The organism is Ginsengibacter sp., assembly GCF_057362405.1.
Window position 1 is genome coordinate 1 of record NZ_JBMQQG010000097.1, and the last position, 24,044, is coordinate 24,044.

A 24,044-nucleotide genomic window follows, 5' to 3' on the forward strand; every position below is an offset into this window, starting at 1 on the left:
AATCAAAATTTCTCTTGTGTATTTTCACTATAGTACCCGACACATGACCAGCTTCTGAATTCCAGGTTACATGGTCACCGATTTTAAATTTCTGTTTCAAGGTTGTAGTTTTTTAATTAAGAAATGCAACAATCAATTTACCCAATGAATGCTAACTGTATTCTCTTTTGTAATTCTGGAACCACTTCTTCCATAAACCATGGATTGATCTTCACCCAGTTTTGATTTCGGGGAGAAGGATGCGGCAATGGAAAATAGGTTGGCAAATATTCACGATAACTTTTCACCGTTTCTGTAAGATTTACTTTGAAACTATTCTTTAAATAATAGCGCTGTGCATATTGCCCTATTAATAAAATAAGCGGTTTGCTTTTAAAATTTTTTAAAATCTGTGGATGCCATAAGGGAGCGCATTCAGGCCTTGGTGGCAGATCACCTGAGATTGCTTTGCCGGGATAACAAAAGCCCATTGGCAAAATAGAAAAGCATGCAGGGTTATAAAATATTTCATCGCTTACCTTCATCCATGCCTTTATTTTATTTCCACTCGCATCATTCCACGGGATTCCGGTTTCGTGTACACGCCTGCCGGGAGCCTGGCTTATAATAAGAATTTTCGAGTATGCGTTTAACTGGATCACAGGTCTTGGAGCTAACGGTAAATGTTCTTTACAAACCTCACATTGCTGTATTTTATTTAAAAGTGTATTCATGGTAAAAAAATCAAAACACGTTTATTTCATTCTGTTTCTTTTTCATAATTCAATTCGTTATTCACAATTCTTGCCGGCGCAGTATAAGGATGTTCTTGTTCTTTTGATATGCCCATTATGTGCATTACTTTCCAACCGTGCAACTTTAAATAATCAGAAACCATAGAACGGTGACAACGCCACCACACTGCTTCCGAACACATATAAGCCGTTCTTTGTTTCAATGCATTTTGTTCAAGTTGTTTTATGCCATCTTTAAAAGAAGTTGTTTCCATATAATCAGCATAACTTCTAAAAGCAACATGCCGCCAGGCTGTATTTTTGGAATCGGGATTTGCTTTTCTTCTCCCTCCAAGTTCTTTTATATGGATATATTGAATGTGGTTTTGAGGCAACGAAAGCTCCAGGGCGTCTTTATTGAATTGAGGAAACTTTCGCGAACCGGGAAAGCTCCTGATGTCTGCAATTAGTTCAATGTTGAATGAGTGCAGTATCGTTACAAACTCTTCCAAAGTACGGGTAGAATGCCCGATTGTCCAGATCGTTTTATTTATTTCTTTCAATTTTTGCAATTCAAAATTGTGTCCTTATATAAAAGTTTTAAATGAACGATAATAGGAACTTCTGCCCAATGCGGTGGAACTTCTTTACTAGTCAGCAAGGGCATTGAAGAAGAGTTCCCGCCTAAATAATTTACCGCATGTTGATACACTACTTTTTTTATTTTATAAAATAGAATAGCATAAGAGCATATAATACAAGGCTCGTGTGTTGAATAGATAACACAATCTGACAGATCGTTCGTTTTTAAATTTTTTACCGCAAGCCTGATGGCTTCTAATTCTGCATGGCAGGTAATATCATTTTTATTTTTTGATGCTTCGATTGCCTCAGCGATAATTTCATCACCTTTGGTAATGATAGAACCAACTGGCACATCTCCTTTTGCAGCGGCTTCTTCAGCTAATAGCTCACAAAGTTTAATATAATAAACATCATTTTTCATTTTCAAAACTTCTGTTCAAATCAGTTTATATCTGTCATTATTTTAATACTTTAAATCGTTGAATCTTCAAACATTTTGCTTCGTTATCTCTAAGCTGAGTTTTATAAAAATTATGCGGGAGGATTGGGAATTAATGGTCTCACAGTAATCTCATCTACCAAAAAATTATCAGGTGTTTCTAAAATATGAACGAGTAATTGTGCAATATCTTTTGGCTGCAACATATTTTTGTGTGGTTGTATTCCTGAATCTTCAAAAAAGGCTGTGTCAATGCTACCGGGGTTTACGCAAGTAACTTTTATTTTATAAGAACGAAGCTCTTTGAACAAGGCTTCGCTAAAGCCCTGCATACCATATTTTGTGGCAGAATAAGCAGCGCTTTCAGCTCTCGTTGTTTTTCCAAGTATTGAGCCAATGTTGATGATATGAGAAGTGTTTGTATTCTTCTTCATGAAAGGAACAATGGAGGATGTAATGTAGAATGCTCCGTTTAAATTAGTATTGATCATTTCATGCCATCGTTCAAGCGAAAGCTCATCAATCTTTGTAAAATAACCCGCTCCTGCATTGTTGATAAGCATATCAGGAATATGGGAATTGGAAAAGGTATCTTGTACCCATGATGAAATATCTTTCTGGTTAGTAATATCTATACTAACGGAAATAAAATTTTCTCTCAATCTATTTTCAATAGCCCGGAGTTTGTCTGCGTTGCGGGCGAGTCCGTAAACAGTGGCTCCTTTCGTTATTAATGCATCAGCCAATGAAGCTCCTAATCCGCTACTGGCTCCGGTTATCACCGCTATCTTTCCTTCAATATCCATTTATACACATTTAAAATTTTCAATCATTTTATTGCGGTTTATAGCTTCCCGGAACAGTTCGAAATCCAATTGCTAAACGATTCCATCCGTTTATAGCAACTATCGCCATAGTTAACGCAACCATTTCTTTTTCATCAAAATGTTTATGAACGCCATCATATAAAGAATCAGGCACATCATTTTCCGAAATCAGGGTGAGGGCTTCGGTCCATTCTAAAGCGGCACGTTCACGGTCGGTATAAAAAGGCGTTTCCCGCCAGGCGTTTAAAGCGTACAGGCGTTGTTCGGTTTCACCGGCTTTACGGGCATCTTTAGTGTGCATATCAAGGCAATAGGCACAGCCATTTATTTGAGAAGCCCTGGTTTTAACGAGTTCATATAAGGGCCGCTCAAGCCCTGAAGCGGCTACATATTTTTCAAGTTCCTGCATCGCTTTTAAAGCATCGGGAGAAACTCTTGCATAGTTTAATCTTTCTTCCATCATTTTAGGTTTATCATAATTCAATTATTATTTAGTGTTTTTCCATTTCATCCATTGCAATGGTTGCGTGCGCATAAGCTGCACCTGCACGCATTTCAGCAGCTACCCAAATAGCTTCCATAATTTCTTCTTTGCTGGCCCCCTTTCGCATAGCGTATTTTGAATGCGACCTGATGCAATAAGGACATTGCGTTACATGCGCCACGGCTACTGCAATCAATTGTTTTGTTTTTTCATCAAGTGCTCCTGCCTCAAATACAGTTTTGCTAAAGTTTCGCCATGCGTCTAAATTTTTAGGCGCCAAGGCAGCCTTTTTATCAGCCAGCTCTTTGGTTGTTATTGGATATAAAGTATCGTTTTCCATGATATATTTTTTTGCTGTTTTATTAATTGTTTTTTTCTAAAAAATGTCTCAACACATACTGCAAAATTCCGCCGTGCCTGTAATATTCTATTTCAATATTTGAATCCATGCGGGCAATGGCATCAAATTTAATTTCTGTTCCATCTTCTTTTTTGGCAGTGAGCTGCACTTTTTTCAAAGGCTTAATATCTTGTGCAATACCAGTTATTGTAAAACTTTCATTTCCGGTAAGTCCTAATTTTTCTGCACTGTCGCCAACCAAATATTGAAGTGGTAAAACACCCATTCCTACTAAATTACTTCTGTGAATCCGTTCGTAACTTTCAGCAATTATTGCTTTAATACCCAACAGGAATGCACCTTTCGCAGCCCAGTCTCTTGATGAACCACTTCCATATTCTTTGCCTGCCAACACTACTAACGGTGTTTGATTTTCTTTATATTTTATTGAAGCATCATACACCGACATCTCTTCACCTGTAGGCAAATACTGCGTATAGCCGCCTTCTTTCTGCGCCAGCTTATTTTTAATACGTACATTGGCAAAAGTGCCACGAACCATTACTTCATCATTTCCCCTTCGCGAGCCATAAGAGTTAAAGTTTTCTTTTTTTACACCACGGCTTATTAAATATTTTCCTGCTGCCGAGAACTCATTAAACTGACCGGCAGGAGAGATGTGATCGGTAGTAATGCTATCGCCCAATACCAACAATGCTCTTGCGTTAACGATGTCTTTTAAAGGTTCTGCGTTATCAGAAATATTATAAAAGAAAGGCGCTTCTACTATGTATGTCGAACTTTCATCCCATTCATACAAAGTATCATCCGGAATGATAAGGTTTCTCCAGGTTTCATTGCCTTCAAATATTTCCGCATAATTTTTTGCAAAGTCTTTTGGCGAAAGCACTTTGCTCATCACATCATTTATCTCATCATCAGAAGGCCAGATATCTTTTAAATAAACAGGCTGTTGATTGGGGTCAAAACTGATGGGTTCATTGATAAGGTCTATATCAACCCTGCCTGCAATGGCATACGCTACTACCAGCATTGGCGACATTAAAAAATTCATTCTTACCTGCGGATGAATTCTTGCTTCAAAATTTCGATTGCCTGAGAGAACAGAAGCCACGACAATATCATGCTCATCAACAGCCTTTGCAACAAAAGTTGGTAACGGGCCAGAGTTGCCAATGCAGGAAGTGCAGCCATAACCCACCGTATGAAATTGCATGGCTTCGAGGTCATCTAACAAATCTGCTTTTTCAAGATAATCTGTTACCACTTTAGAACCAGGAGCCAAAGAAGTTTTCACCCAGGGTTTCGTTTTCAATCCATGTTCCCTTGCCTTTCTTGCAACCAAACCTGCACCCACCATTACAAAAGGATTAGAGGTATTGGTACACGATGTAATCGCTGCGATAGCAACAGCTCCATCAGCGAGCATAAAACTTTCTTCGCCAATAGTTACCCAAACATTTTTCATTCCATTTACAACTGTTTCTTCAATTTCCGGCTCGGGAGTTAATTCAGGTTTGCGTTGTGTTGCAGGCTGGCTGCCGCCTTCAGCCATCCACCGGCTTAATTGTTTTTCTTCTGTGTATTTGCGGCCATAGGTTTCATCCAACAGGTTTATAAATTTTGATTTAAAATTCTTTAATAGAATTTTATCCTGTGGACGTTTTGGTCCGGCTACTGTAGGTTCGACTGTTGAAATATCTAACTCAATAATATCAGTATATTGAATCGTTTCATCACCTGTTCTCCAGAGCATATTTGTTTTGCAATAATCTTCCACCAATTGTATTTGTTCTTCCGTACGATTGCTCTTACGCATATATTCCAGCGTCTTGTTATCAATGGGGAAATAAGTTATTGTGCATCCAAATTCAGGAGACATATTACCTATAGTTGCACGATCCGGCACAGAGAGATTATCAATGCCTGAACCAAAAACTTCAACAAATTTTCCAACTACTCCATATTTTCTTAAAAGTTCTGCAATGGTTAATACTAAATCAGTAGCAGTAGAGCCCAGCGGAAGTTTGCCTGTCAATTTCAACCCTATCACTTCGGGCATTATAAAATAAATAGGTTGATCCAATAAAGCAGCTTCGGCTTCAATGCCACCAACGCCCCACGCTACCACACCGATACCATTTACCATTGGTGTATGGCTATCTGTTCCTACCAATGTATCAGGAAAAATTTCTCCGTTTCTTTCTATTACGCCTTTGGATAAATATTCTAAATTAACCTGGTGACAAATGCCCATGCCGGGAGGAACCACGCTGAAATTATTAAATGATTTTTGCGCCCATTTTAAAAACTGGTAGCGTTCTTTATTGCGTTTATATTCTTCGTCCATATTGCGGGCATAAGAATATTCTGTTCCAAAATAATCAACCTGTACGGAATGGTCAATGATAAGGTCAACAGGAATTAAGGGATTTATTTCATCAGGATTTTTCCCTTTCCTTGCTATTTCAGCACGTAATGAAGCAATATCTACAACAGCAGGTACACCTGTGAAATCCTGCATAAGAACACGGGCAGGTTTAAATGGAATATCTTTGTCTGAACTTGTAGGTTTCCAATTTAAAATGGTTTCAATATTTTCTTTGGTGATAGCAAAATCATCAAAATTGCGAAATGCATTTTCCAATAATATGCGGATAGAGAAAGGCAACTTGCTAATGCCGTGTCCCAGCTTTTCAAGTTCTGCAAGACTATAATAAGTGAACGTATTATTTTTTGTAGTTAATAATTTTTTTATTTGATAAGGATCTTTGGACATAGTTATACAATTTTAATTTTACTTCGGGTGAATTTATTTTCAAACCCAATTTAAAATTCTTCTGTCACAATTTTATTCTTATCAGCACCTAAATGCAAAAGAATTTCTTTAATGCTTTCTATCATTGCATCCGGGCCGCAGATATAGAAATATTGAGACAGATCTTTTATTTTTTCCGTGAGATAACGCTCGTCCATTTTTCGACTATCATACTTCTCTGTTTTCTCGTTAGTAATTGTATTGATAAAATTTTTGCCAAGCATTTTTTCAAACTCGTCTTTAAGAATAATATCCTTTGTTGTTCTGTTGGAGAAAATCAATTTATTATTTCCAAGCTTTCCATCTTTTTGCAATTGCCTGAAAATGGCAATAAAAGGCGTAACACCTGCGCCGCCTGCAATAAAAGTGCCTTCGCCCATGTAATTAATGGCTCCAAATACATCGTGCAAAATCAATTCATCACCTCAGTGAAGTTTTCCTAATTGGTTGGTTACTCCATTATGATCATCATAAATTTTAATGGTGAATTCCAGTGTGTCCCACTCGTTAAGACCAGTAAATGTAAAAGGTCTCCGCTCTTCTTTCCAATCGGGAAGATTGATGACGATATCTGTAGCCTGTCCGGGTTTAAATTTATAAGAGTCTGGCTTGCTTAATGTGAATCGTTTTACATTGTGCGTTACATATTCAGTTTTGAGGATTTTTACAACATGTTCTTCATCCGGATATTCGTTCATGATAGAAATTTTTAAATTTTATTTATTGTTTTATAAAAGCCAAATAACATAATCGTTTTCACATAATTTATGCCTAATCGTTTTAATTGAAGTTCTAATTAATCTCCTTTACCAGGTTTTACCGGAATAATAAACAGCGGTATTGTTGTGTGATGCAAAACATTTTCGGCTACGCTTCCCAGTAATACCTTATCCAGCCCTTTGCGGCTGTGGGTTCCCATCACTATTAAATCTGCATTCATTTCTTTTGCCGTTTGCAGAATATTTTCCGCGTAGTCTCCTTCTTGTACAACTGTTTCAATTGTTTCGTCACTTAGGCTTAGTTTCAAATTATCAAGGTAATCTTCCGCTGTTCTTTTTAATTCCTCAACAGTATTTGTTTGAACTACATCTAAATTACTAAAACTATCAAACCCCAATATCGGCGAATAGTTAAGAGAAGAAAAGTAAGTTGCGTGAGAAGTTACATGCAACAAAATAGTATGCGCATGCAAAGACTCCGCTAATTCATAACCGGCTTCAGCAACTTTTTGAGCGCCGGCATTATGGTCAAGTGCGATTAATATCTTTTTCATTTTTTGTGCGATTTAGGTTAAGCAACTCTTCGAGAACATGAGCTTCATTATTTTCCTGATCTCTTGCACCGTACACTAATGTAACTGCACCGTTCTTTACATGCTTTTTTAAATTGGAAACCTGTTCTTCATTGTTTTTAAGTTCCTTCAAATATTTCTTTCTGAATTCATTCCATTTTTTTGGATCATGAGCAAACCATTTTCTAAGTTCTGTACTTGGAGCTATATCTTTCAACCACAAATCAACACCTGCCTTTTCTTTTGTGAGTCCGCGTGGCCAAAGCCTATCCACCAAAATGCGTATTCCATCAGCTTTAGACGGTCTTTCATACACTCTTTTAATTTTAACTTTCATTGTATGATTCTAATTTCATATTTCTAAAATCTGGCGAATCATTTGATTAGTAAATCCCCATTCATTATCGTACCACGCCAAAATTTTCACTAAATCGCCATCCACCACACGGGTCATTTCCAGGTCAATGATGGCAGCGAAAGAATTTGTGATAATATCCGAAGAAACCAATGGTTCATTTGAAACAGATAAAATAAACTGATACCTTTTCGTTTTTGATTCCTCGGTAAGGATGTTATTAATTTCTTCTGCCGAAGTATTTTTTGAAGCAACGAAAGTGATGTCTGAAATAGAACCAACGGTTACGGGTGTTCGAATTGCAATTCCATCAAATTTTCCTTCAAACTTTGGCAGTGCTTTTATTGTTGCTTTTGCCGCACCGGTGATAGCTGGCACTAAATTTATTGCTGCAGCACGCCCCATCCTGATTCTCTTTTTTGACGACGCATCCACAAGCGATTGAGAGGCGGTATAAGCATGCACTGTATTTAATATCGCTTTTTTTATACCTATCCTTCTGTCTAAAATTTCTATAACCGGTGCAATGTTATTGGTGGTACAGCTTGCGCATGAAAATATAGATGTCTTTCCATCCGCTGTGTTTACTCCGTGGATTATTGTAGGCACATCAGCGCTTTTTGTTGGCGCAGATATTACCACGTTTTGTGCTCCTGCATGAATATGTTTTTCAGCGTCTTCCCTGTTTGTAAATAAGCCGGTACTCTCTATCACAACATCAATATCCAGCTTTTTCCATGGAAGTTTTGCAGGATCTTTTTCAGAAAGAAATAAAATTTTTCTATCGCCGATGCGCAAATTATTATCCTGAACATTTACCTCGTTTTCATATTTGCCATAGACACTGTCGTAATTTAATAAATACGCTGCATTATCAATGTTCATTAAATCATTTATAGCCACAACTTCCAGCCCTGGAGTATCTATTATTACTTTTAGCGCTGCTCTTCCAATTCTGCCAAATCCATTAATTGCTATCCTTTTCATTTTCGTCTACGATTATATGGTATAAAAATTAGTTTGTACTCAACCAATGTTATAAATGCTCTCAAAAACATCTGTCAAAAATTATTGCATAATCAATTTCCCTTTCATTACCAGATGAATGCTGCAATAATAATCAGCACTTTTAGTAACCACTAAACTCCAGGATTCCCCCGGAGCAAGTGGTCCTGAAGTCCAAAGCTTACCTGTTTCTTCTGTTACATCATGTGTTACAATATCATGGTTTGTCCAAACTACCGTATCTCCTTTTTGCAATGTGAGCTCAGCAGGCTGAAATTGCATTTGCTTAATCTCAACTTTATAAACCTTATATGCCGCTTTTTCAGGAATTGATGTGCAACTGTTTAAAAGAAAAATAAGGCATAATAAATAGGCACTGTTTTTTAGTATTGAGTATGTGTTAGCCATCATTTATTGAATTCTTTTTGCACCATTTCCGCGTGTGCAAGATGTGTTTTAAAAACTGGTACTGCAGATTGCAATAAGCTCTTCAGTTCGCTGTTTGTTGCATCCGGAATTAATACATTTTCAACTTCGTTGATGGCTGCTTTGTGATAGGCTACTTCATTGTCTATGTAAGCTTTATCGAATTCACTTCCTTTCTTTGACCTAAGCATAGATTTTGTTTTTAATGCACCTACTATAAAAGATTTTGTAGTGGCATTATCCTTTGGAGTTACTCCCAACTTCTTTGCCAATGCCACTGCCTGTTCAATTACAGCCTGGTGGTCTTTTACCATGGGTTCTGCAAATTTTAAAACATCAGCATTCTTTGATTTTTCAATTGCAATTTTTGCATATGCAATATCAATTTGGTTAGCGGTTACAGCAACGGAAGCAATTTCAGGATCTGTAAGTTTAGTATTAGTTTGGCTAATAGCCGGCATGCAAAGCAAGGCTCCGCACACTATTGCAAATGTGGTTAGCACGGATTGTTTGATTTTCATTTTATTTTTGTTTATAAATTATTCGTAATTAATAACAGGTGCAAGTTACAGTCCACGTGTTAGCAGCAGGTTAAATAGAAATTAGAAAGAGGTTAGAAAATTTATTTGTGCGTCATATCGTGTGCCGGGTAACTGTATAATCAATATCATTCTCCCCCGACAAAGAGTAAAAGCTGCATCGGGCTGGTTATAATTTATGTATTCGCCAGTAAGTCAAAGTATTCATCGTCTTCATTTTTGCCTCCAAAACCTTTTCCAATAGTTTTATGGCTTTCTATAAATTCAATAGCGCTTATCCATTTTACCATTTTATACCCCAACTGGTTTTCTACACGCAGCCTTATGGGCGCTCCGTGCTCGATAGGAATCATTTCATAATTCATTTCCCAGGCCAGGATAGACTTGGGTTTAAGGCAATTGTCAAGGGTGTGCGTTTCATAATAAAATCCGTTATACAAACCTTCTCCAAAAGAATAAAAAGCTACAGTAGTTGCATTAGCATGAGGTTTCACCAAATCTATTATTTCCTTCATTGGCACTCCTGCCCATTCTGCAATGCCAGTCCAGCCCTGTATGCAACTATGCATTTCAATTGTTTCTTCTCTGCGCATTTTTTTTAAATCCTCTAATGAAAGTTCACCAGGGTTTTCAACCAAGCCATAAATTTTAAGTTTATAATCTTTAAAATTATTTTCTACAAGATATTTCCATTCTTTAGAATCAGGCATTCTTCCGTTAGGCCAGAAATAAGGGGAGATATCCTTTTTGGTATAATAGTCCCTCGGCTTAAATTTGTCAATGCTCTTGCGCCATAGCGACTCGTTAATGTTTTTTTGCAAAAACTGAAGCACCCGCGGCTTTCGCCACGACAGCCAATGCGCCAGCATATTAAATCCTATCACAAATACAACGATGATAATCCCTACCCACAAACCTGTTGATGAAGAGTCATTATTTTTATTGAGTATAATATGATTCATGTTTTTACGAAGGCCGGTCAGGGCTACGAGTGATACATGAACGATTACAAAAATTACATAAGCAAACATGATGAGGAAATGAAAAGAACGTGCTGTTTGCCGGTTAAAAAACAGTTTCTGATACCAATGAAAGCGGCTGTCAATAGCCGGTGACATAGCTAATCCTGTGAGCATAGCCAACGGCGCCATTATAAATACAACCGCGAAGTAAGAAAGCTGCTGCAAGGCATTAAAATAATAAAACCCGTTTGGTTCAATTGGCATGTTGAAGGTGGCATAGTGAACAAAAACATTCCAGCTATCAGGAATTATCTGCCATGAAGCAGGCACCAAACGCTTCCACTGATCGGTATAAAGTAAAAGGAAAATAAACACAGCTCCATTTAAGATAAAAAACGGAACGGTAATAAAATGCCAGGACCTTGCAGTCCCCACCGTGTGGCGATAACCTGGCAAACCCACTACAGGACTGATATACCGTGAATCCTGCTTTGCAGTCCAGACTTCATCTTTTTGAATTTTTTTCGGTGTAAACTTAATCCATTCTGTTTCCGGGCCACAGCCGTTGTTCCAGTACAACCTCGGATGATCCACTAAAATAGAGAGTCCGCTTCTTATAATTAAAATCAAAAAAAAGAAATTCACCCAATGACTGATATTGACCCACATTGGAAATCCTGAGGGTTGATTGGTCACAACTACCGACGAAAAAGATAAAGACGGATCCGGCGGCAAGCCGAAAAATAAATATTGCATCCATGCAATTGCAATGGAACCTAAAAGAACCATTCCAATTATAAATAGCATGTAAGGTTTCAGCCTTACATAAAAGTTTCTGTCTGCCGGATAATGCATTGCCTTTTCTGCCGCCGTAAAATGAGGAATCATTGAAATTTCATTTTATGATTTTAACAGACAGGATTATGTATTGGATTCGCAGGCTCAATAATAGCCAGGTTATAACCATGGTAATTCTTGCATTCTTTCAATTGTTTGATCAATTCATCAGAAACTTCATCACCACAAATTCTATATCCATTTATTACACATCTTTCAAATTGTGACTTGTGAAATAATAGCATATTCAATTGCTTCAAACCCGATCTAGTTTACTTCAATAATGCCCTTGCCCTTTCAACAACGTTTTCTACAGAAAACCCATACTCTTTCATAACCTCGTCGCCCGGCGCTGATTCTCCAAATTTTGTAATTCCAATTATGTCTCCTTCATCTGTTACATATTTGCACCAGCCTATTGGCGAGCCGGCTTCCACAGCTAACCTTCTGCGAATATTTTTTGGGAAAATTTTTTGTTTATATCCTTCGCTTTGTTTTTCAAATAATTCCCAACTTGGGAAACTAACTACACGAGCCTGGATGGATGCTGTTTTTAATTTTTTCTGTGCTTCCAATAACAAATGTACTTCACTCCCTGTGCCCATTAAAATAAGCTGGGGCTCGCCATCACAATCTGACAAAATATACGCTCCCTTTTCAAGCCCTGATGCTTTCGCATATTTATCCTGGTCAATAATTGGTAATTCCTGCCGGGTTAATATTAATACAACAGGCCCGCCTGAATGTTCAAGCGCTACACGCCAAGCCTGCACCGTTTCATTAGCATCTGCCGGGCGTATAACCATTACATTGGGCACGGATCTTAATCCAATTAATTGCTCTACCGGCTGATGCGTAGTTCCATCTTCACCCAGGCCAATGCTATCATGGGTATAAATAAATATGGGGCGAATTTTCATGATAGCTGCCAGCCGAACAGGTGGCCGCATATAATCTGAAAAAATAAGAAAGGTAGCGCCATAGGGAATAATGCCTTTGGTGACAGCTATGCCGTTTAAAACCGCGCCCATAGCATGTTCACGAATGCCGAAGTGAAGGTTTCTTCCACTATGGTTTTCACTGGTGAACGATTCAAAATCATTTAAAGTTGTATCAGTAGAGGGAGATAAATCAGCAGAGCCGCCAATGAGCATTGGTAATTTTGCAGCAATAGCATTCAGCATTTTACCAGAAGCTTTTCTAGTTGCAATTCCCTTTGCATCGGGTTTAAAAACAGGCAGATTTTCTTTCCATCCTTCGGGTAATTTTCCACTTTTAAATAATTCATATTCAGCAGTTTCATCAGCGTATTTTTCTTTGTATTTTTTATATAAATTATTCCATTCATCTTCTTTTTGTATGCCTGCGTTGCCTTTTTCCCTGTAATAATTTAATACATCATGCGGTACTACAAAACTTTTATCAGGGTCGAATCCAAAATTTTCTTTTACCAATTTTACTTCATCCTTTCCTAAAGGAGAGCCATGCGCTGCTGCAGTATCTTCTTTGTTAGGGCTTCCAAAACCAATGTGGGTGCGCACTTTTATCAATGAAGGGCGATGCGTTTCATTCTTTGCATTTTCAACGGCAGTAGCAATGGCTTCTATATCGTTGCCATCTGCCACAGATTGCACATGCCATCCATACGCACGGAAACGCTCCACTACATCTTCATTAAAGGCGAGTGAAGTTGCTCCTTCAATGGTAATCTGGTTATCATCATATAAATAAATAAGGTTGCCTAATTGTAAATGGCCCGCAAGCGAAGCGGCTTCCGCAGTTACACCTTCCATCATATCACCATCGCTGCAAATAGCGTAAATTTTATAATCAAATAATTTATAATCCGGTTTATTATATCGTGAAGCAAGATATTGCTGCGCAATGCCCATGCCTACTCCGTTTGCAAAACCTTGTCCAAGCGGACCGGTAGTTACTTCAATGCCATCCAATAAGCCATATTCAGGATGACCGGCTGTTTTACTATGTAATTGCCGAAAATTTTTTATATCCTCCATGGTGATGTCATAGCCGGTTAAATACAAATAACTGTATTGCAACATGCATGCATGGCCACAGGATAATATGAAACGATCCCGATTAGCCCATTGAGGATTTTGCGGATTGTAGTTCATACTTTCCGTCCACAACACGTGGCCCATGGGTGCAAGCCCCATAGGCGTTCCCGGATGACCGGAGTTTGCTTTTTGTACAGCATCGGCGGCTAATATTCTGACTGTATTGATTGCTGTTTGTTCTATAGTTTGTGTTATCTTATTCATGATTAAGACCTAAAGGCTTTTAATTAATTTAAGAGATGTGTTTGTTTTCCATAAAGAGGGCTTCACCAGGTTACCATAGCGTGGCTTTTCAAAATTGTTCAATGTATCAAACTTACGCTTCAGCAATTTGTTATCAATCGTTAATGATAGTTACCTTGAAATCATTATTCTCCCAACGTTGTGAATTTAACCAGTAGAAAGTAAATAATATTTCTCCTTCATTAAAAGTTTTTGCAGGCAGGGTTACTAAATGTATTCCCAGGGTTGTATCATGCGTATTTGTTTCATTCTTTGTTGCCCAGCCATCAATACTCCAGCGAACTATTGCGGGCGTTAAAACTTCTATCCGCAAATATTTTGTTTTTGATATGGTATTGCATGGGTATTCATAACGCCAAACTTCCCAATCTGTTTCCGGTTTATTTTGAATATACCGTTCCTGTGTGTGCAGCGGTAAATCAAAAACTTTTTTATGCTTTAGCGACCAGCACAACTTGATATATTCTGCATGTGTCCATACCAGAGGTAAGGCGGAGCCTGTGTGTTTTCCAAGAAAAAGACTCTGTTCGGGGATGTCTTCTGTATCCCAAATTTGCTCAGGGAACAATCCATGATTTGCAAATGCTTCCATTGTTGTTAATAGTGCTTCTGCTTTTTCATAATTACCGGCTGCAATTTCGTAATGAGCCCTTTCTCCGGTAAGCAGCGGCCATGCTCGGCCAATACCTGTTCCATTATACGGGCTCCCATCTTCATGCTCTCCATATCCATCATTATTATAACGATGCCAGCAAGGTCCATAAGGTGTTTCGACTTTTAGTGTCGAGTCTATTACTTTAATGGTATTGAGTATTTTTGGATCGTGCGCTGCACGTAGCCCAAATCTTACTAATGCCAATGCATCAATACTAACCAATTCATTTATTGGCATCAAACTATTATCATCAGAATGGTTTTTAAGTCTTATAGTTTTTCCATCCAGATCCTTTGCTGCTATACCTGCAGGATTAATGCGTATATAATAACCTTCTACACCTGCTTCCTGAGCCAGTGATGTATTTGTTACATAAGTCCAATGTTCAATATTATTGTTCCAATAGTCAGCCGTTTCACGGCAGTATGCAGCTACAACTGATTCATTATTTTTTTCTGCAAAGTCGGCGGCTGCCAGTAATGCCGATATCTCTGCAGCTAAAGTATATATGGATATTCCATTTTCTTCTTCCCACCGGTCCTGGCTTGTCGCCGGTCCATTCTTAATAATATAAGAAACTGCTTTTTTTACGATCTTCCAGTAGGTGTGAATCATGTGTGAATCTAAAGCGCCATTTGTGCTGCATAAATTAATTAACAGAATTGGTAATGCTACCTGGTCTATTTGAATTCCCATCATGTTTCGCCTGCCGGACAACCACATATTTTGTGGCCAGTGTCCATCTGATTCCTGCGTTACCATCAGGTAGTTTATTACCCGGAAAGCATCATCGTTTGAATGCATGGATAGAAACCCGCCGGCAATTTGTACCAGGTCGCGTGGCCATACTAAATGATAACCCCCAATATCATCATCTCCTTTCGAAAATCCCCAGGGGATAGACATGCTTGCTATAGTGCCGCCGACAAAAGATTTGGATTCGTGTATGCGCAGTACCGCTGCGCTAATGCGCGAAAGTTTTCCGGAGCTATCTTGTGATTTTTCTTGCGGAGTTAGTGATTTTTGCCATTCCATCCATTCACTGATATAACGTTTTTTGGCATAGTCGAATCCATCTATAATGCTTGCCCATGCATGGTGCCCTGCCTCAGTAGCATCGTATCCAAATCCCACGGCGAGAACAAAGGGATTATCTGTTCCTGCTAAATCTATTTCAGCAATCATTGCCACATTACCATTTTCCGCACGCTGGTATTCGCAGGTCATGTGCTTATGTTGTTCAATATCTCCGTATCCATCGGAAACACCCACAAACCCTACTGAGCGTTTTAACCAGTTTTGAGAACTTGCCAAAGCCAATACAAGCCCATTTCGCTTAGCAAAAATCATAGGAACCCCTTTGTAATCTCCTATCCACGCTGTGTTTCCGCCACCACTATTAGATAAATGCGGAGCAAGTAACACATATAAATGATAATGATTTTTCGCGTCGCCTGTTGGCAGAAATTCAATTTTCTGCAATAGCGTATTTCGCAAAGGATCTGTTATGATTTCTTTTATGATTTTATATTTTTTTTGTAAGCATTCGTTTGTGATTTTATACGCAGGTATTCCATCGCCCATCGTTTCAGTGAAATGTTTTGTGTCTCTTTTTTCTTCAGAAAAAAAATCTTTCCCATCAGTTACAATCAATTCCATGTCCCTTGTACACGCCACATCTTCTCTTGGAAAATAGACTTCATTAATAATTCCATGACTTATTGTAAAACTAACCTGCGATAGTGAATTTAACGCCTTACCGATTCCGGATTTTGCGCTTGATGTCCAGCGTGCAGGAATGCCAGGTTTGCCCGGTGGCATTAGTGAATGATTAACCATAAATTCATATTTTATTTTACCACCAGTCCTCCATGCCCATTTGAATGCTACTATACTAATCCGCGCTTCTGCATACTTTTGCAATCGTCGTTAACACTGCAAAGGATTCCTTTTATTTTTATTTCGGCATGCATCAAATTTTAAAACGCTAATATGATAATCCTTGCATTGGTAGCGGAAAGATAAAATCCTGTAGAATACTATGCCGGGCTTTCTTTACATGTGTAGCAAATTTATCCAGGCCGGCATGCAATGTAAAAGAATAATCTTTATCCAGTTTGCTGATAATAAAATTGATTCTATGCAATTCTTTTTTTATTTCGTTGCGCTTATTGTCATTAAACGGAAAATATTTTTTTTCCGCACATTCGAACCGCTCTTTAAAACCTTTCTCTACTTCGGCGTAATATGGAAGCAGTAACGGTAGGGCTGTAAAAGTTTTTAAATGTGCTAATTTAATTGCATCCGCTTTTTGAACTTTGTCAAGTTTGCTATTAGTGCACGAAGCCAGCACAGATAATAATACGGGTGCTTTATATAAAAGCTGTCGTTCTTCTTCTGTTAATTTTTCAAATTGTTTTACCATACAACTTGCATTGTTTTGTTTTCAATTGTTTTTAACAACACCTTATATGCTTTATTAAATTTTTCTATTCCTTCATCTTCCAGTTTTTGTGTAATGATATTTATGTCGAGCCCGCTGTTATTCAACTGCGCCAGTACACTTGTTGCTTTATCGAGGTCGTTTTCCAGACTGTTTGTTGCATGGCCATGATCATTAAAAGCGTTAATGGTTTTAAGCGGAAGCGTATTTATAGTTTCATTTCCTATTAAAGCCTCCACATATTTCACATCGCTGTAAGAAGCATCTTTGCTACCGGTGCTTGCCCATAAAACATGTTGCCGTTTTGCCCCTTTTGCTTCAAGTGTCTTGAAGCGCTCACTACCAAAAATATTCTTGTACATTTCGTATGCCTTTTTTGCTGAAGCTATTGCCACTTGTCCCTTCAAATTATTCAAATGCCTTCCATCAAGAAGCGGATCAGTCAAAACATCAATCCGGCTGAGGAAAAAACTTGCTACTGAAGTAATTTTGTCAATGGGTTGATTGACTTTAATCCTGTCTTCCAATCCGGATATATAGGCATCAGTAACCTGCTTATACCTTGGCAAACCAAAAAGCAGGGTTATATTAATATTTATTCCTTCGCTGGTACATTGTCTGATGGCAGGCAACCCTTCTGCTGTAGCCGGAATTTTGATCATAACATTTTTTCGGTTAACAGCACCCCATAATTCCCTGGCTTGCTTTATTGTTCCATCTGTATCGTGGGCAAGAAGAGGAGAAACCTCAAGGCTAACGAAACCGTCGTTCCCTTTTGTTTTCTCGTAGATGGGTTTAAAAAAACCATCGGCACGTTGTATGTCTTTAACGGCAAGTGCGAAGAATATTTCTTCGGCGCTGATTTTTTTTTGGGAAAGAGATGCAATATCATCATCATAATCTAAACTGCTGCTGATTGCGTTTTCAAAAATGGAAGGGTTAGAAGTTACTCCACTTATGCCGTCATTATCAATTAATTTTTTTAATTCACCCGAGTCCATAATTTTCCGGTCAAAAAAATCAAGCCAGATGCTCTGACCAAAGTCGTGGATATTTTTTACTCTACTCTGTTTCATAATATCTAATCGTTAATTAATCTAATAAATCAATCATACTTTGTAAGAATCAATGCGTTTGAGAAAAGAATATCATCTTCGAGATGAAAATGAATGTACAGATCATCTTCAAGCTCTTTTATTTTTTCAAACAAGACCTTATAAGAATTACATGCATCAGAAGGTATGCCAAAATTATTAGTGAGCTGGCGAAGCGCTTTCAGATACGTAAATGACTTTGCATGTTCATTTTGCATCACTTTTATTTTCCTCTCTAACGATTGCGAAATGCAAGTATCATTTATTTCGGAATATTTGATAGCGTTTGCCTTTTGCCTGATGCAGGGAAAGATGAATTGCTGCTCTTCTTTCATATGATTTAATAAATCGTGCAGGAACAAAAAGATAATTTTATTGAGTGTTAGCAATTCGGGATGATTATCACAATGCCGGTACGTAACTTTTTGAGCTAAGTTATAAATAACAGCAGCGTTTTTTTTAGCAAACTCGTGATGTGTTTTAATAATGTAATCAACAAGGAAATCTGTTTGCCCTTTGCCAAAGCCATTCCCTGAAATTGGCTTAAAGACTTTAAAAGGCTGAAGCACACTCTTTACAGATCCATTGCTGTTTTCCACGGTGATTTCAGTTTTAATTTGACTGAGATCAATCCCTTTGTCTTTTAAAATTTTCAGGTCATAGTGTCTTTCATTAGCAACGGCGCCTTCTGTTTCAGTAAATGGTATCATATTCATATCAAACTTTTTAGCTTTGGGCTCTTTAAATGCTCTTAATTAATTACCCGTCTTTATGTATTTATTATCTGTGATTTTAATCCTAATGATAATTAATTTCACTTCCCAAAATTATATACGGGTTATTAGTTTGGCATTAAGGCAACATTAGAATGTGATTAGAAAAGATTGCTTTATCTTATATAAAACGATAATGAAATAAATTGCCTGACTACATTTGTATCATGCCTTATGGCTGTTGTCATAAGGTATCTTTATCTGTATAATTTACTTCAACCTAGGTTTCAGGCGGGCAATTCACTTATACAAACATGTAATCCTGTCAAATTCAGGATTAATTATTTTATATTATTGACTTTATTAAATAAGGTCGTTATAAAGTATACTAATTTATGACATGAAATAAAAAAACTAAAAGTTCAAAAATGCCAATTAAAATAATTCACTGATATGCCTCTTTTCTTCATTAAGATTTCTGGTTTGTTTATTTTTTTTTACAATAACAATATTGATGCGATCATTTAACCGGCTAAAAAATATTTCTGATTTAAGTTATCCAAAAAGTTTAATTATGCTCTTACTTCGAGCTCCCCCGAAATCATTCCTGAAAGTGTTTTTTCCCAATTCCTTGCTTTTGCTTCCAGTTCCTGCATTTCATAAATGCTGTTTATGCAGCTATCGTAAATGGATACTGAAATAGGTTCGCGGCTATTTTTAAAAGAAAAGTTAATACTGATGCTTCTTAGGTGAGGTTCAGGTTTTGCTTTCCTCTCATTACCTATAACGATGCTATCATATTTTTTCTCGACTGTGCAATTTTTTACCTCCTGCATTTTAATACAAATAATGTTATCGGCATTTTCAAATTCAAGAATTAACAGGGTTTGATTTAGCCCATCAAGACCAATTATTTTGTTCTTCAATATTTCCTGGCTTGAAAAGGCAAGTCCATGTTCAGACCCCGATATACTAAGCCGTTTAAGAAGCATTTTCTTGTTTTTCCTTGCATTTTTCTTACTTATGGAAGCAAAAATGGTAAAGATGCCAATCGTGCTTATAACGAATATTGCAGCAATAATTATCGTATACATGATTGATATAATTAATTAAATAACAGATTAAATAAATAACTTTCTTGGGTTAGGCAAAATTATATGCCCGTTATTAGTTTGGCATTAAGGCAACATTAGAATGTGATTAGAAATGCCTGATTTTTTCTAATCTAAAGTGATAAGAAGTAAATTGCTTCATCTAAAGGCTATTCTACATTTATGGAGAGGAGAATATTAATTGTTGAAGACGAAAAAAAAATTGCGGATACGCTTAAGTTTGGGCTCGATGAAATTGGCTTTAACATCGAAGTTGCTTACGATGGCAAACTAGGCTATCATTTATTTTGTGCCAAAGATTTTGATCTTGTTATTCTTGACATCAATCTTCCTGGCATGAATGGTTACGATCTGTGCAAAGCGATTCGTTCACAAAATCAGCATATTCCAGTTCTTATGCTCACTTCGATGAGTGCTCTTAATGATAAAATTGAAGGCTATGAATCAGGCGCTGATGATTATATGGTGAAGCCATTTGAATTTAAAGAACTGCTCCTGAAAATAAGGGTACTGCTTAAGCGTACAACGAACCAAAGCTTACCGGTTGGAAATGTTTTGAAAGCAGCAGACCTTGAAATGAATCTTGATAGCAAAGAGGTTAAAAGAGATGATAGAATAATTAATCTTACTGCGAAAGAATTCCAATTGCTTGAATACCTGCTTCGCAATAAAAACAGGTTGGTTTCAAGAGTCGACATCGCGATTAATGTATGGGATGTGGATTTTGAAACTAACACCAATGTTATTGACGTTTATATAAGTTATCTGCGCAACAAAGTGGACAAGCATTTTGAGCACAAATTAATTCAGACCCAGATAGGTATGGGATATATATTAAAGGATCGCTAATGCATGTAAGAATTAAGATTACCTTGCTTTTTGCTCTTATAATGTCTTTACTGCTTACATTATTTTGTGGGTTTATTTATTATTTTTTTTATAACAACAGGTTAGCAAATACCAGGGCGCATTTAAGCAATTATGCTATATCAACTGCCAACATGCTTGACGAGCCTGACATATTTGATCCGGGGCTGGTGAATAAAATCGATTCGATCACCATCATACCTATGAAACACAAAGCTATTCAGGCGTATAACAACCTTAATCAAAAAATATATGCCTATAATGATGAGCCGTCCGATACTTTACATGTTACAGGCGAAATGTTAGATAAGGCAAGAGTGAAAAAGATTTATTTTTTCACAAATGGCAACAGGGAAGTGGTTGCCTTGTACCGTAATAAAAATAGTAACGGGACGGTGATCCTGGCTGCTGCCTTTGATGAAGAAGGAAAAAGAAATCTTAATCGTCTTAGAATTATTTTACTGATAAGTTTTATCTGTGGCAATTTAATTGCATTTACTTCAGGGTATATTTTCTCTAAAATATTATTGAATCCTATCAGGAAGATTGCTGATGATGTAAAAGATATTTCTGCACAAAACCTGGCGCATAGAATTAAATCAGGAAATGCGAATGATGAATGGAACTACCTTACTGAAACCTTGAATGAATTGTTAGACCGCTTGCAACAAAGTTTTGAAATGCAACGCCGTTTTATTTCCTCGGCCTCGCATGAATTATCCACCCCGTTAACTTCTATTTCCAGCCAATTAGAGGTGGCACTTCAAAGAACCCGGGACGCCAAAGAATACCAGGGAGTAATGCAGTCTGTTTACCAGGATGTACGTCAGTTGAGCAGATTAACGCAAACGCTATTAGAGTTTGCAACTGCGTCCGGTATTAAAGGGGGAATTGAAATTAATTCAATAAGAGTGGATGAAATACTAATGCAGCTTCCCGGTGAAGTTACCAAAATGAACAAGGAGTACTCAGTAAAACTTCAGTTTGATCAATTGCCTGAAAACGAAGAAAGATTATTGGTATTTGGCAATGCCGAATTATTACTCACAGCCATAAAAAATGTTGTCTCAAATGCCTGTAAATATTCAGCCAGCCATCTTGCTAAAATAAAATTAACGGTTGAGACAAAGGAAATAGTCATTTCTGTCGAAGACGATGGCAAAGGCATTTCTGAAACTGATTTGAAGAATATTTTTCAGCCTTTTTACAGGACTGAAGATAGCAAATCGATTACTGGTTTTGGTGTTGGCTTGCCCTTAGTTTATCGCATAATAAACTTACACAAGGGCCAGATAAAAGTTAGTTCCACTGTTGGAAAAGGAACTACCGTTTCAATACGACTCCCCATTGCCGAAAATGTGCGGCCCAAATAATTTTAATTGCTTTCTAATTTGTTCTTAATCTCCCTCTAATATGGGCGGCTTAGTTTTGACGAAATAGTCCATTGGAGATTTTCACGAACAGAGTATTCACTTATTATAAAATAAATAAATTTTATGAACATTATTATTAAATCAATAGATTTTAAGGCAGGCAAAAATTTGGAAACATTTGTAAGGGGGAAAGTAAAAAAATTGTTTAGGCAATGTAATAGCATCATCCGGGCGAATGTAATTCTAAGAAAGGGAAGCAGTAAAAATCCACAAAATAAATTATGTGAAATAAGATTAGTGGTACCGGGCTACGATCATTATGTAAAAAAAAGCAGCATAGGTTACCGCAGATCTGTTTCCCAATCGGTAGATGTTCTGCAGGAAATTTTAAGAAGAAACAAAACAAGGCAGCTTACAAGGAGATAAGTTCTTCCCGTTTTTAAATTTTAAAATGAGTCAACATGTTTCAAAAGCAAAAAATTTTTTCGTTTAGCAGTGCATTTCTTTTAATGGTTATTTTAATAAATGTTTTAATTATAAAAACTGCTTATTTATATAACCGGGATTTTTATTGGGCATTGCTCTTTTCACTTCCTTCATTCGCGTTTGCGATTTATTATAAGAAAATAGTTTCAAAAAAGGAGGCTAAGGATACAAAAATAAACGGTAATGGGGGAGGCTTAAATAAGGGCGATAATGTAATTCTTTCCTGCAAGGCCAAAGGCAATGAATTAAACGTATTATTTGGCAACAGCCATTGCGCTCAGCCATATCTTTCCAGCCTGATTTGCATTGATACGTTCAGCACAAATCAGGCCGCTGCTTTTAGTCACAATGATACTACTTCCCTCAATGGTAATAATCTTTCGAAGCATTTCCATGAAGATATTGACGGGACTGATGAATCCAGGAAAGAAGTAATACTGAAAATTTGCCCTGGCTATGCTGGTTGCAGGGATCATAATCTTAATTTTAATCCTGAATTATTTAGATTGAATGCAAGTGACCCGGGTGTAAAAATGATTGAATTGAAATTATCCGGGCCTGTGAGAAGACATACTATTTCGAAACAAAGAAATAGGTACACGGAAGCTGTCACCAACACCAAATATCCAGGCATAATTTTAAAACCAATTACTAAACATACTGCATTCAGCAATGCTGAAAGCATGGCAATATTTTTAGATACATTACGGCAACTGTCCGGTAAAAAGCCGGTTGGCATAAGGCTTTGCATTACTAATAAGAAGGAATTTCATGAAATCTGTTATGCCTTTCGTAAAACGGAAATAATACCTGATTATATTGTTATTGAAGATTGTTCTGTTGAAAATAATTTGTGCATGCCATTTTATGATGCTTTATTATTTGCATCAAAAACTTTGGAAATATACGGATTGACAAAGGGAGTTAAAATTATTGCTGCCACTAAAATTGGCGCCCCGTTAGATGTACTAAAGCTCGTTGCCTTAGGGGCAGATGCCATTATGATGCAGAATAATTTTTTAACTGATAAAAAAAATAAAAAAATTACTAATATTCAGGCAACAGCCTTTTCGGGTCATTATTATCAACTGCGGAATGAAATATTGAGAAGCACTATTGACTTGATGAATTCTTTCGGATATATACATCTTAAAGAAATAACATTGTCTTCTCTTTTACACAAGCTAAATAATTTTCAACCGGCGAATATTGATATAGATAACCAGCATTTCAAAAATGCCGATCAGGAAAAATCATTTCGAATCATAAAAAATACCTACACTGAGCATAATAAAAATTCAGCAATTTCATTTAATTAAAAAAGCGGCATTGATAGTT

General features: G+C 37.1%; 26 protein-coding genes. 4 read left to right on the top strand and 22 right to left on the bottom strand.

What is annotated here, in order from left to right:
- The 22 genes from ACO1O5_RS08445 to ACO1O5_RS08550 form a co-directional block, all read right to left on the bottom strand.
- On the bottom strand, positions 1-100 hold a 100-nt coding region (locus ACO1O5_RS08445), incomplete at its 3' end, for an HVA1 family protein (protein WP_486269443.1).
- Positions 101-137: 37 nt separating this feature from the next.
- Complete coding sequence (locus ACO1O5_RS08450) at positions 138-713, bottom strand: uracil-DNA glycosylase family protein (protein WP_486269405.1); 576 nt, start codon at positions 711-713, stop codon at positions 138-140.
- 26 nt (positions 714-739) lie between these two features.
- A complete protein-coding gene (locus tag ACO1O5_RS08455; protein WP_486269406.1) occupies positions 740-1,276 on the bottom strand; it encodes a DUF488 domain-containing protein in 537 nt (178 codons plus the stop codon).
- A complete protein-coding gene (locus ACO1O5_RS08460) occupies positions 1,273-1,719 on the bottom strand; it encodes a nucleoside deaminase (protein ID WP_486269407.1) in 447 nt (148 codons plus the stop codon). The genes ACO1O5_RS08455 and ACO1O5_RS08460 overlap by 4 nt, the downstream gene beginning before the upstream one ends.
- 110 nt (positions 1,720-1,829) lie before the next feature.
- Complete coding sequence (locus ACO1O5_RS08465) at positions 1,830-2,543, bottom strand: SDR family oxidoreductase (RefSeq protein ID WP_486269408.1); 714 nt, start codon at positions 2,541-2,543, stop codon at positions 1,830-1,832.
- A 28-nt stretch (positions 2,544-2,571) separates the two neighbouring features.
- A complete protein-coding gene (locus ACO1O5_RS08470; protein ID WP_486269409.1) occupies positions 2,572-3,024 on the bottom strand; it encodes a carboxymuconolactone decarboxylase family protein in 453 nt (150 codons plus the stop codon).
- A gap of 31 nt (positions 3,025-3,055) precedes the next feature.
- Positions 3,056-3,388 (bottom strand): carboxymuconolactone decarboxylase family protein, encoded by a 333-nt coding sequence (locus tag ACO1O5_RS08475; protein WP_486269410.1) that lies wholly within the window; start codon positions 3,386-3,388, stop codon positions 3,056-3,058.
- A 22-nt stretch (positions 3,389-3,410) separates the two neighbouring features.
- Positions 3,411-6,188, bottom strand: coding sequence for an aconitate hydratase AcnA (acnA, locus tag ACO1O5_RS08480; protein ID WP_486269411.1), 2,778 nt, complete (start codon positions 6,186-6,188; stop codon positions 3,411-3,413).
- Between the two features lie 50 nt (positions 6,189-6,238).
- Positions 6,239-6,637, bottom strand: coding sequence for a ferredoxin reductase domain-containing protein (locus tag ACO1O5_RS08485; RefSeq protein ID WP_486269412.1), 399 nt, complete (start codon positions 6,635-6,637; stop codon positions 6,239-6,241).
- A gap of 15 nt (positions 6,638-6,652) precedes the next feature.
- A complete protein-coding gene (locus ACO1O5_RS08490) occupies positions 6,653-6,925 on the bottom strand; it encodes a ferredoxin reductase domain-containing protein (RefSeq protein ID WP_486269413.1) in 273 nt (90 codons plus the stop codon).
- A gap of 98 nt (positions 6,926-7,023) precedes the next feature.
- Complete coding sequence (locus ACO1O5_RS08495) at positions 7,024-7,500, bottom strand: universal stress protein (protein ID WP_486269414.1); 477 nt, start codon at positions 7,498-7,500, stop codon at positions 7,024-7,026.
- The gene (locus ACO1O5_RS08500; RefSeq protein ID WP_486269415.1) at positions 7,475-7,855 is read right to left on the bottom strand and encodes a DUF488 domain-containing protein; all 381 of its coding nucleotides are present in this window, start codon (positions 7,853-7,855) and stop codon (positions 7,475-7,477) included. The genes ACO1O5_RS08495 and ACO1O5_RS08500 overlap by 26 nt, the downstream gene beginning before the upstream one ends.
- A gap of 15 nt (positions 7,856-7,870) precedes the next feature.
- Positions 7,871-8,860 carry a type I glyceraldehyde-3-phosphate dehydrogenase gene (gene gap / locus ACO1O5_RS08505; protein ID WP_486269416.1) on the bottom strand — a complete coding sequence of 330 codons (990 nt, stop codon included), beginning with the start codon at positions 8,858-8,860 and terminating at the stop codon, positions 7,871-7,873.
- Positions 8,861-8,941: 81 nt separating this feature from the next.
- The gene (locus ACO1O5_RS08510) at positions 8,942-9,289 is read right to left on the bottom strand and encodes a cupredoxin domain-containing protein (RefSeq protein WP_486269417.1); all 348 of its coding nucleotides are present in this window, start codon (positions 9,287-9,289) and stop codon (positions 8,942-8,944) included.
- Positions 9,286-9,825, bottom strand: coding sequence for a DUF4142 domain-containing protein (locus tag ACO1O5_RS08515; protein WP_486269418.1), 540 nt, complete (start codon positions 9,823-9,825; stop codon positions 9,286-9,288). The genes ACO1O5_RS08510 and ACO1O5_RS08515 overlap by 4 nt, the downstream gene beginning before the upstream one ends.
- Before the next feature lie 194 nt (positions 9,826-10,019).
- The gene (locus tag ACO1O5_RS08520; RefSeq protein ID WP_486269419.1) at positions 10,020-11,693 is read right to left on the bottom strand and encodes a molybdopterin-dependent oxidoreductase; all 1,674 of its coding nucleotides are present in this window, start codon (positions 11,691-11,693) and stop codon (positions 10,020-10,022) included.
- Between the two features lie 221 nt (positions 11,694-11,914).
- A complete protein-coding gene (tkt, locus tag ACO1O5_RS08525) occupies positions 11,915-13,924 on the bottom strand; it encodes a transketolase (protein ID WP_486269420.1) in 2,010 nt (669 codons plus the stop codon).
- Positions 13,925-14,057: 133 nt separating this feature from the next.
- Complete coding sequence (locus tag ACO1O5_RS08530; protein ID WP_486269421.1) at positions 14,058-16,457, bottom strand: glycoside hydrolase family 15 protein; 2,400 nt, start codon at positions 16,455-16,457, stop codon at positions 14,058-14,060.
- A gap of 148 nt (positions 16,458-16,605) precedes the next feature.
- Positions 16,606-17,043, bottom strand: a complete 438-nt coding sequence (locus tag ACO1O5_RS08535) for a hypothetical protein (protein WP_486269422.1) — start codon at positions 17,041-17,043, stop codon at positions 16,606-16,608.
- Complete coding sequence (gene tal, locus ACO1O5_RS08540; RefSeq protein ID WP_486269423.1) at positions 17,037-18,137, bottom strand: transaldolase; 1,101 nt, start codon at positions 18,135-18,137, stop codon at positions 17,037-17,039. Before tal ends, ACO1O5_RS08535 begins: the two co-directional genes overlap by 7 nt.
- A gap of 29 nt (positions 18,138-18,166) precedes the next feature.
- Positions 18,167-18,871, bottom strand: a complete 705-nt coding sequence (locus ACO1O5_RS08545) for a hemerythrin domain-containing protein (RefSeq protein ID WP_486269424.1) — start codon at positions 18,869-18,871, stop codon at positions 18,167-18,169.
- 569 nt (positions 18,872-19,440) lie between these two features.
- Positions 19,441-19,962 (bottom strand): hypothetical protein, encoded by a 522-nt coding sequence (locus ACO1O5_RS08550; RefSeq protein ID WP_486269425.1) that lies wholly within the window; start codon positions 19,960-19,962, stop codon positions 19,441-19,443.
- A gap of 180 nt (positions 19,963-20,142) precedes the next feature.
- Between ACO1O5_RS08550 and ACO1O5_RS08555 the strand changes: the two genes are divergently transcribed.
- From ACO1O5_RS08555 to ACO1O5_RS08570, 4 genes are all read left to right on the top strand, one after another.
- The gene (locus ACO1O5_RS08555; protein WP_486269426.1) at positions 20,143-20,829 is read left to right on the top strand and encodes a response regulator transcription factor; all 687 of its coding nucleotides are present in this window, start codon (positions 20,143-20,145) and stop codon (positions 20,827-20,829) included.
- A complete protein-coding gene (locus ACO1O5_RS08560; protein ID WP_486269427.1) occupies positions 20,829-22,220 on the top strand; it encodes an ATP-binding protein in 1,392 nt (463 codons plus the stop codon). The genes ACO1O5_RS08555 and ACO1O5_RS08560 overlap by 1 nt, the downstream gene beginning before the upstream one ends.
- A 123-nt stretch (positions 22,221-22,343) precedes the next feature.
- Entirely contained in the window at positions 22,344-22,646 is a 303-nt protein-coding gene (locus ACO1O5_RS08565) for an HPF/RaiA family ribosome-associated protein (protein ID WP_486269428.1), read from the top strand.
- Positions 22,647-22,681: 35 nt separating this feature from the next.
- Positions 22,682-24,025, top strand: a complete 1,344-nt coding sequence (locus tag ACO1O5_RS08570; protein ID WP_486269429.1) for a glutamate synthase-related protein — start codon at positions 22,682-22,684, stop codon at positions 24,023-24,025.
- Positions 24,026-24,044 lie beyond the last annotated feature (19 nt).

Coding starts and splice junctions, on each gene's coding strand:
- ACO1O5_RS08450 (WP_486269405.1), bottom strand. CDS start 713: ATGAATACACTTTTAAATAAAATACAGCAATGTGAGGTTTGTAAAGAA.
- ACO1O5_RS08460 (WP_486269407.1), bottom strand. CDS start 1,719: ATGAAAAATGATGTTTATTATATTAAACTTTGTGAGCTATTAGCTGAA.
- ACO1O5_RS08465 (WP_486269408.1), bottom strand. CDS start 2,543: ATGGATATTGAAGGAAAGATAGCGGTGATAACCGGAGCCAGTAGCGGA.
- ACO1O5_RS08470 (WP_486269409.1), bottom strand. CDS start 3,024: ATGGAAGAAAGATTAAACTATGCAAGAGTTTCTCCCGATGCTTTAAAA.
- ACO1O5_RS08475 (WP_486269410.1), bottom strand. CDS start 3,388: ATGGAAAACGATACTTTATATCCAATAACAACCAAAGAGCTGGCTGAT.
- acnA (WP_486269411.1), bottom strand. CDS start 6,188: ATGTCCAAAGATCCTTATCAAATAAAAAAATTATTAACTACAAAAAAT.
- ACO1O5_RS08490 (WP_486269413.1), bottom strand. CDS start 6,925: ATGAACGAATATCCGGATGAAGAACATGTTGTAAAAATCCTCAAAACT.
- ACO1O5_RS08495 (WP_486269414.1), bottom strand. CDS start 7,500: ATGAAAAAGATATTAATCGCACTTGACCATAATGCCGGCGCTCAAAAA.
- ACO1O5_RS08500 (WP_486269415.1), bottom strand. CDS start 7,855: ATGAAAGTTAAAATTAAAAGAGTGTATGAAAGACCGTCTAAAGCTGAT.
- gap (WP_486269416.1), bottom strand. CDS start 8,860: ATGAAAAGGATAGCAATTAATGGATTTGGCAGAATTGGAAGAGCAGCG.
- ACO1O5_RS08510 (WP_486269417.1), bottom strand. CDS start 9,289: ATGATGGCTAACACATACTCAATACTAAAAAACAGTGCCTATTTATTA.
- ACO1O5_RS08515 (WP_486269418.1), bottom strand. CDS start 9,825: ATGAAAATCAAACAATCCGTGCTAACCACATTTGCAATAGTGTGCGGA.
- ACO1O5_RS08520 (WP_486269419.1), bottom strand. CDS start 11,693: ATGATTCCTCATTTTACGGCGGCAGAAAAGGCAATGCATTATCCGGCA.
- tkt (WP_486269420.1), bottom strand. CDS start 13,924: ATGAATAAGATAACACAAACTATAGAACAAACAGCAATCAATACAGTC.
- ACO1O5_RS08530 (WP_486269421.1), bottom strand. CDS start 16,457: ATGGTTAATCATTCACTAATGCCACCGGGCAAACCTGGCATTCCTGCA.
- ACO1O5_RS08535 (WP_486269422.1), bottom strand. CDS start 17,043: ATGGTAAAACAATTTGAAAAATTAACAGAAGAAGAACGACAGCTTTTA.
- tal (WP_486269423.1), bottom strand. CDS start 18,137: ATGAAACAGAGTAGAGTAAAAAATATCCACGACTTTGGTCAGAGCATC.
- ACO1O5_RS08545 (WP_486269424.1), bottom strand. CDS start 18,871: ATGAATATGATACCATTTACTGAAACAGAAGGCGCCGTTGCTAATGAA.
- ACO1O5_RS08550 (WP_486269425.1), bottom strand. CDS start 19,962: ATGTATACGATAATTATTGCTGCAATATTCGTTATAAGCACGATTGGC.
- ACO1O5_RS08555 (WP_486269426.1), top strand. CDS start 20,143: ATGGAGAGGAGAATATTAATTGTTGAAGACGAAAAAAAAATTGCGGAT.
- ACO1O5_RS08560 (WP_486269427.1), top strand. CDS start 20,829: ATGCATGTAAGAATTAAGATTACCTTGCTTTTTGCTCTTATAATGTCT.
- ACO1O5_RS08565 (WP_486269428.1), top strand. CDS start 22,344: ATGAACATTATTATTAAATCAATAGATTTTAAGGCAGGCAAAAATTTG.
- ACO1O5_RS08570 (WP_486269429.1), top strand. CDS start 22,682: ATGTTTCAAAAGCAAAAAATTTTTTCGTTTAGCAGTGCATTTCTTTTA.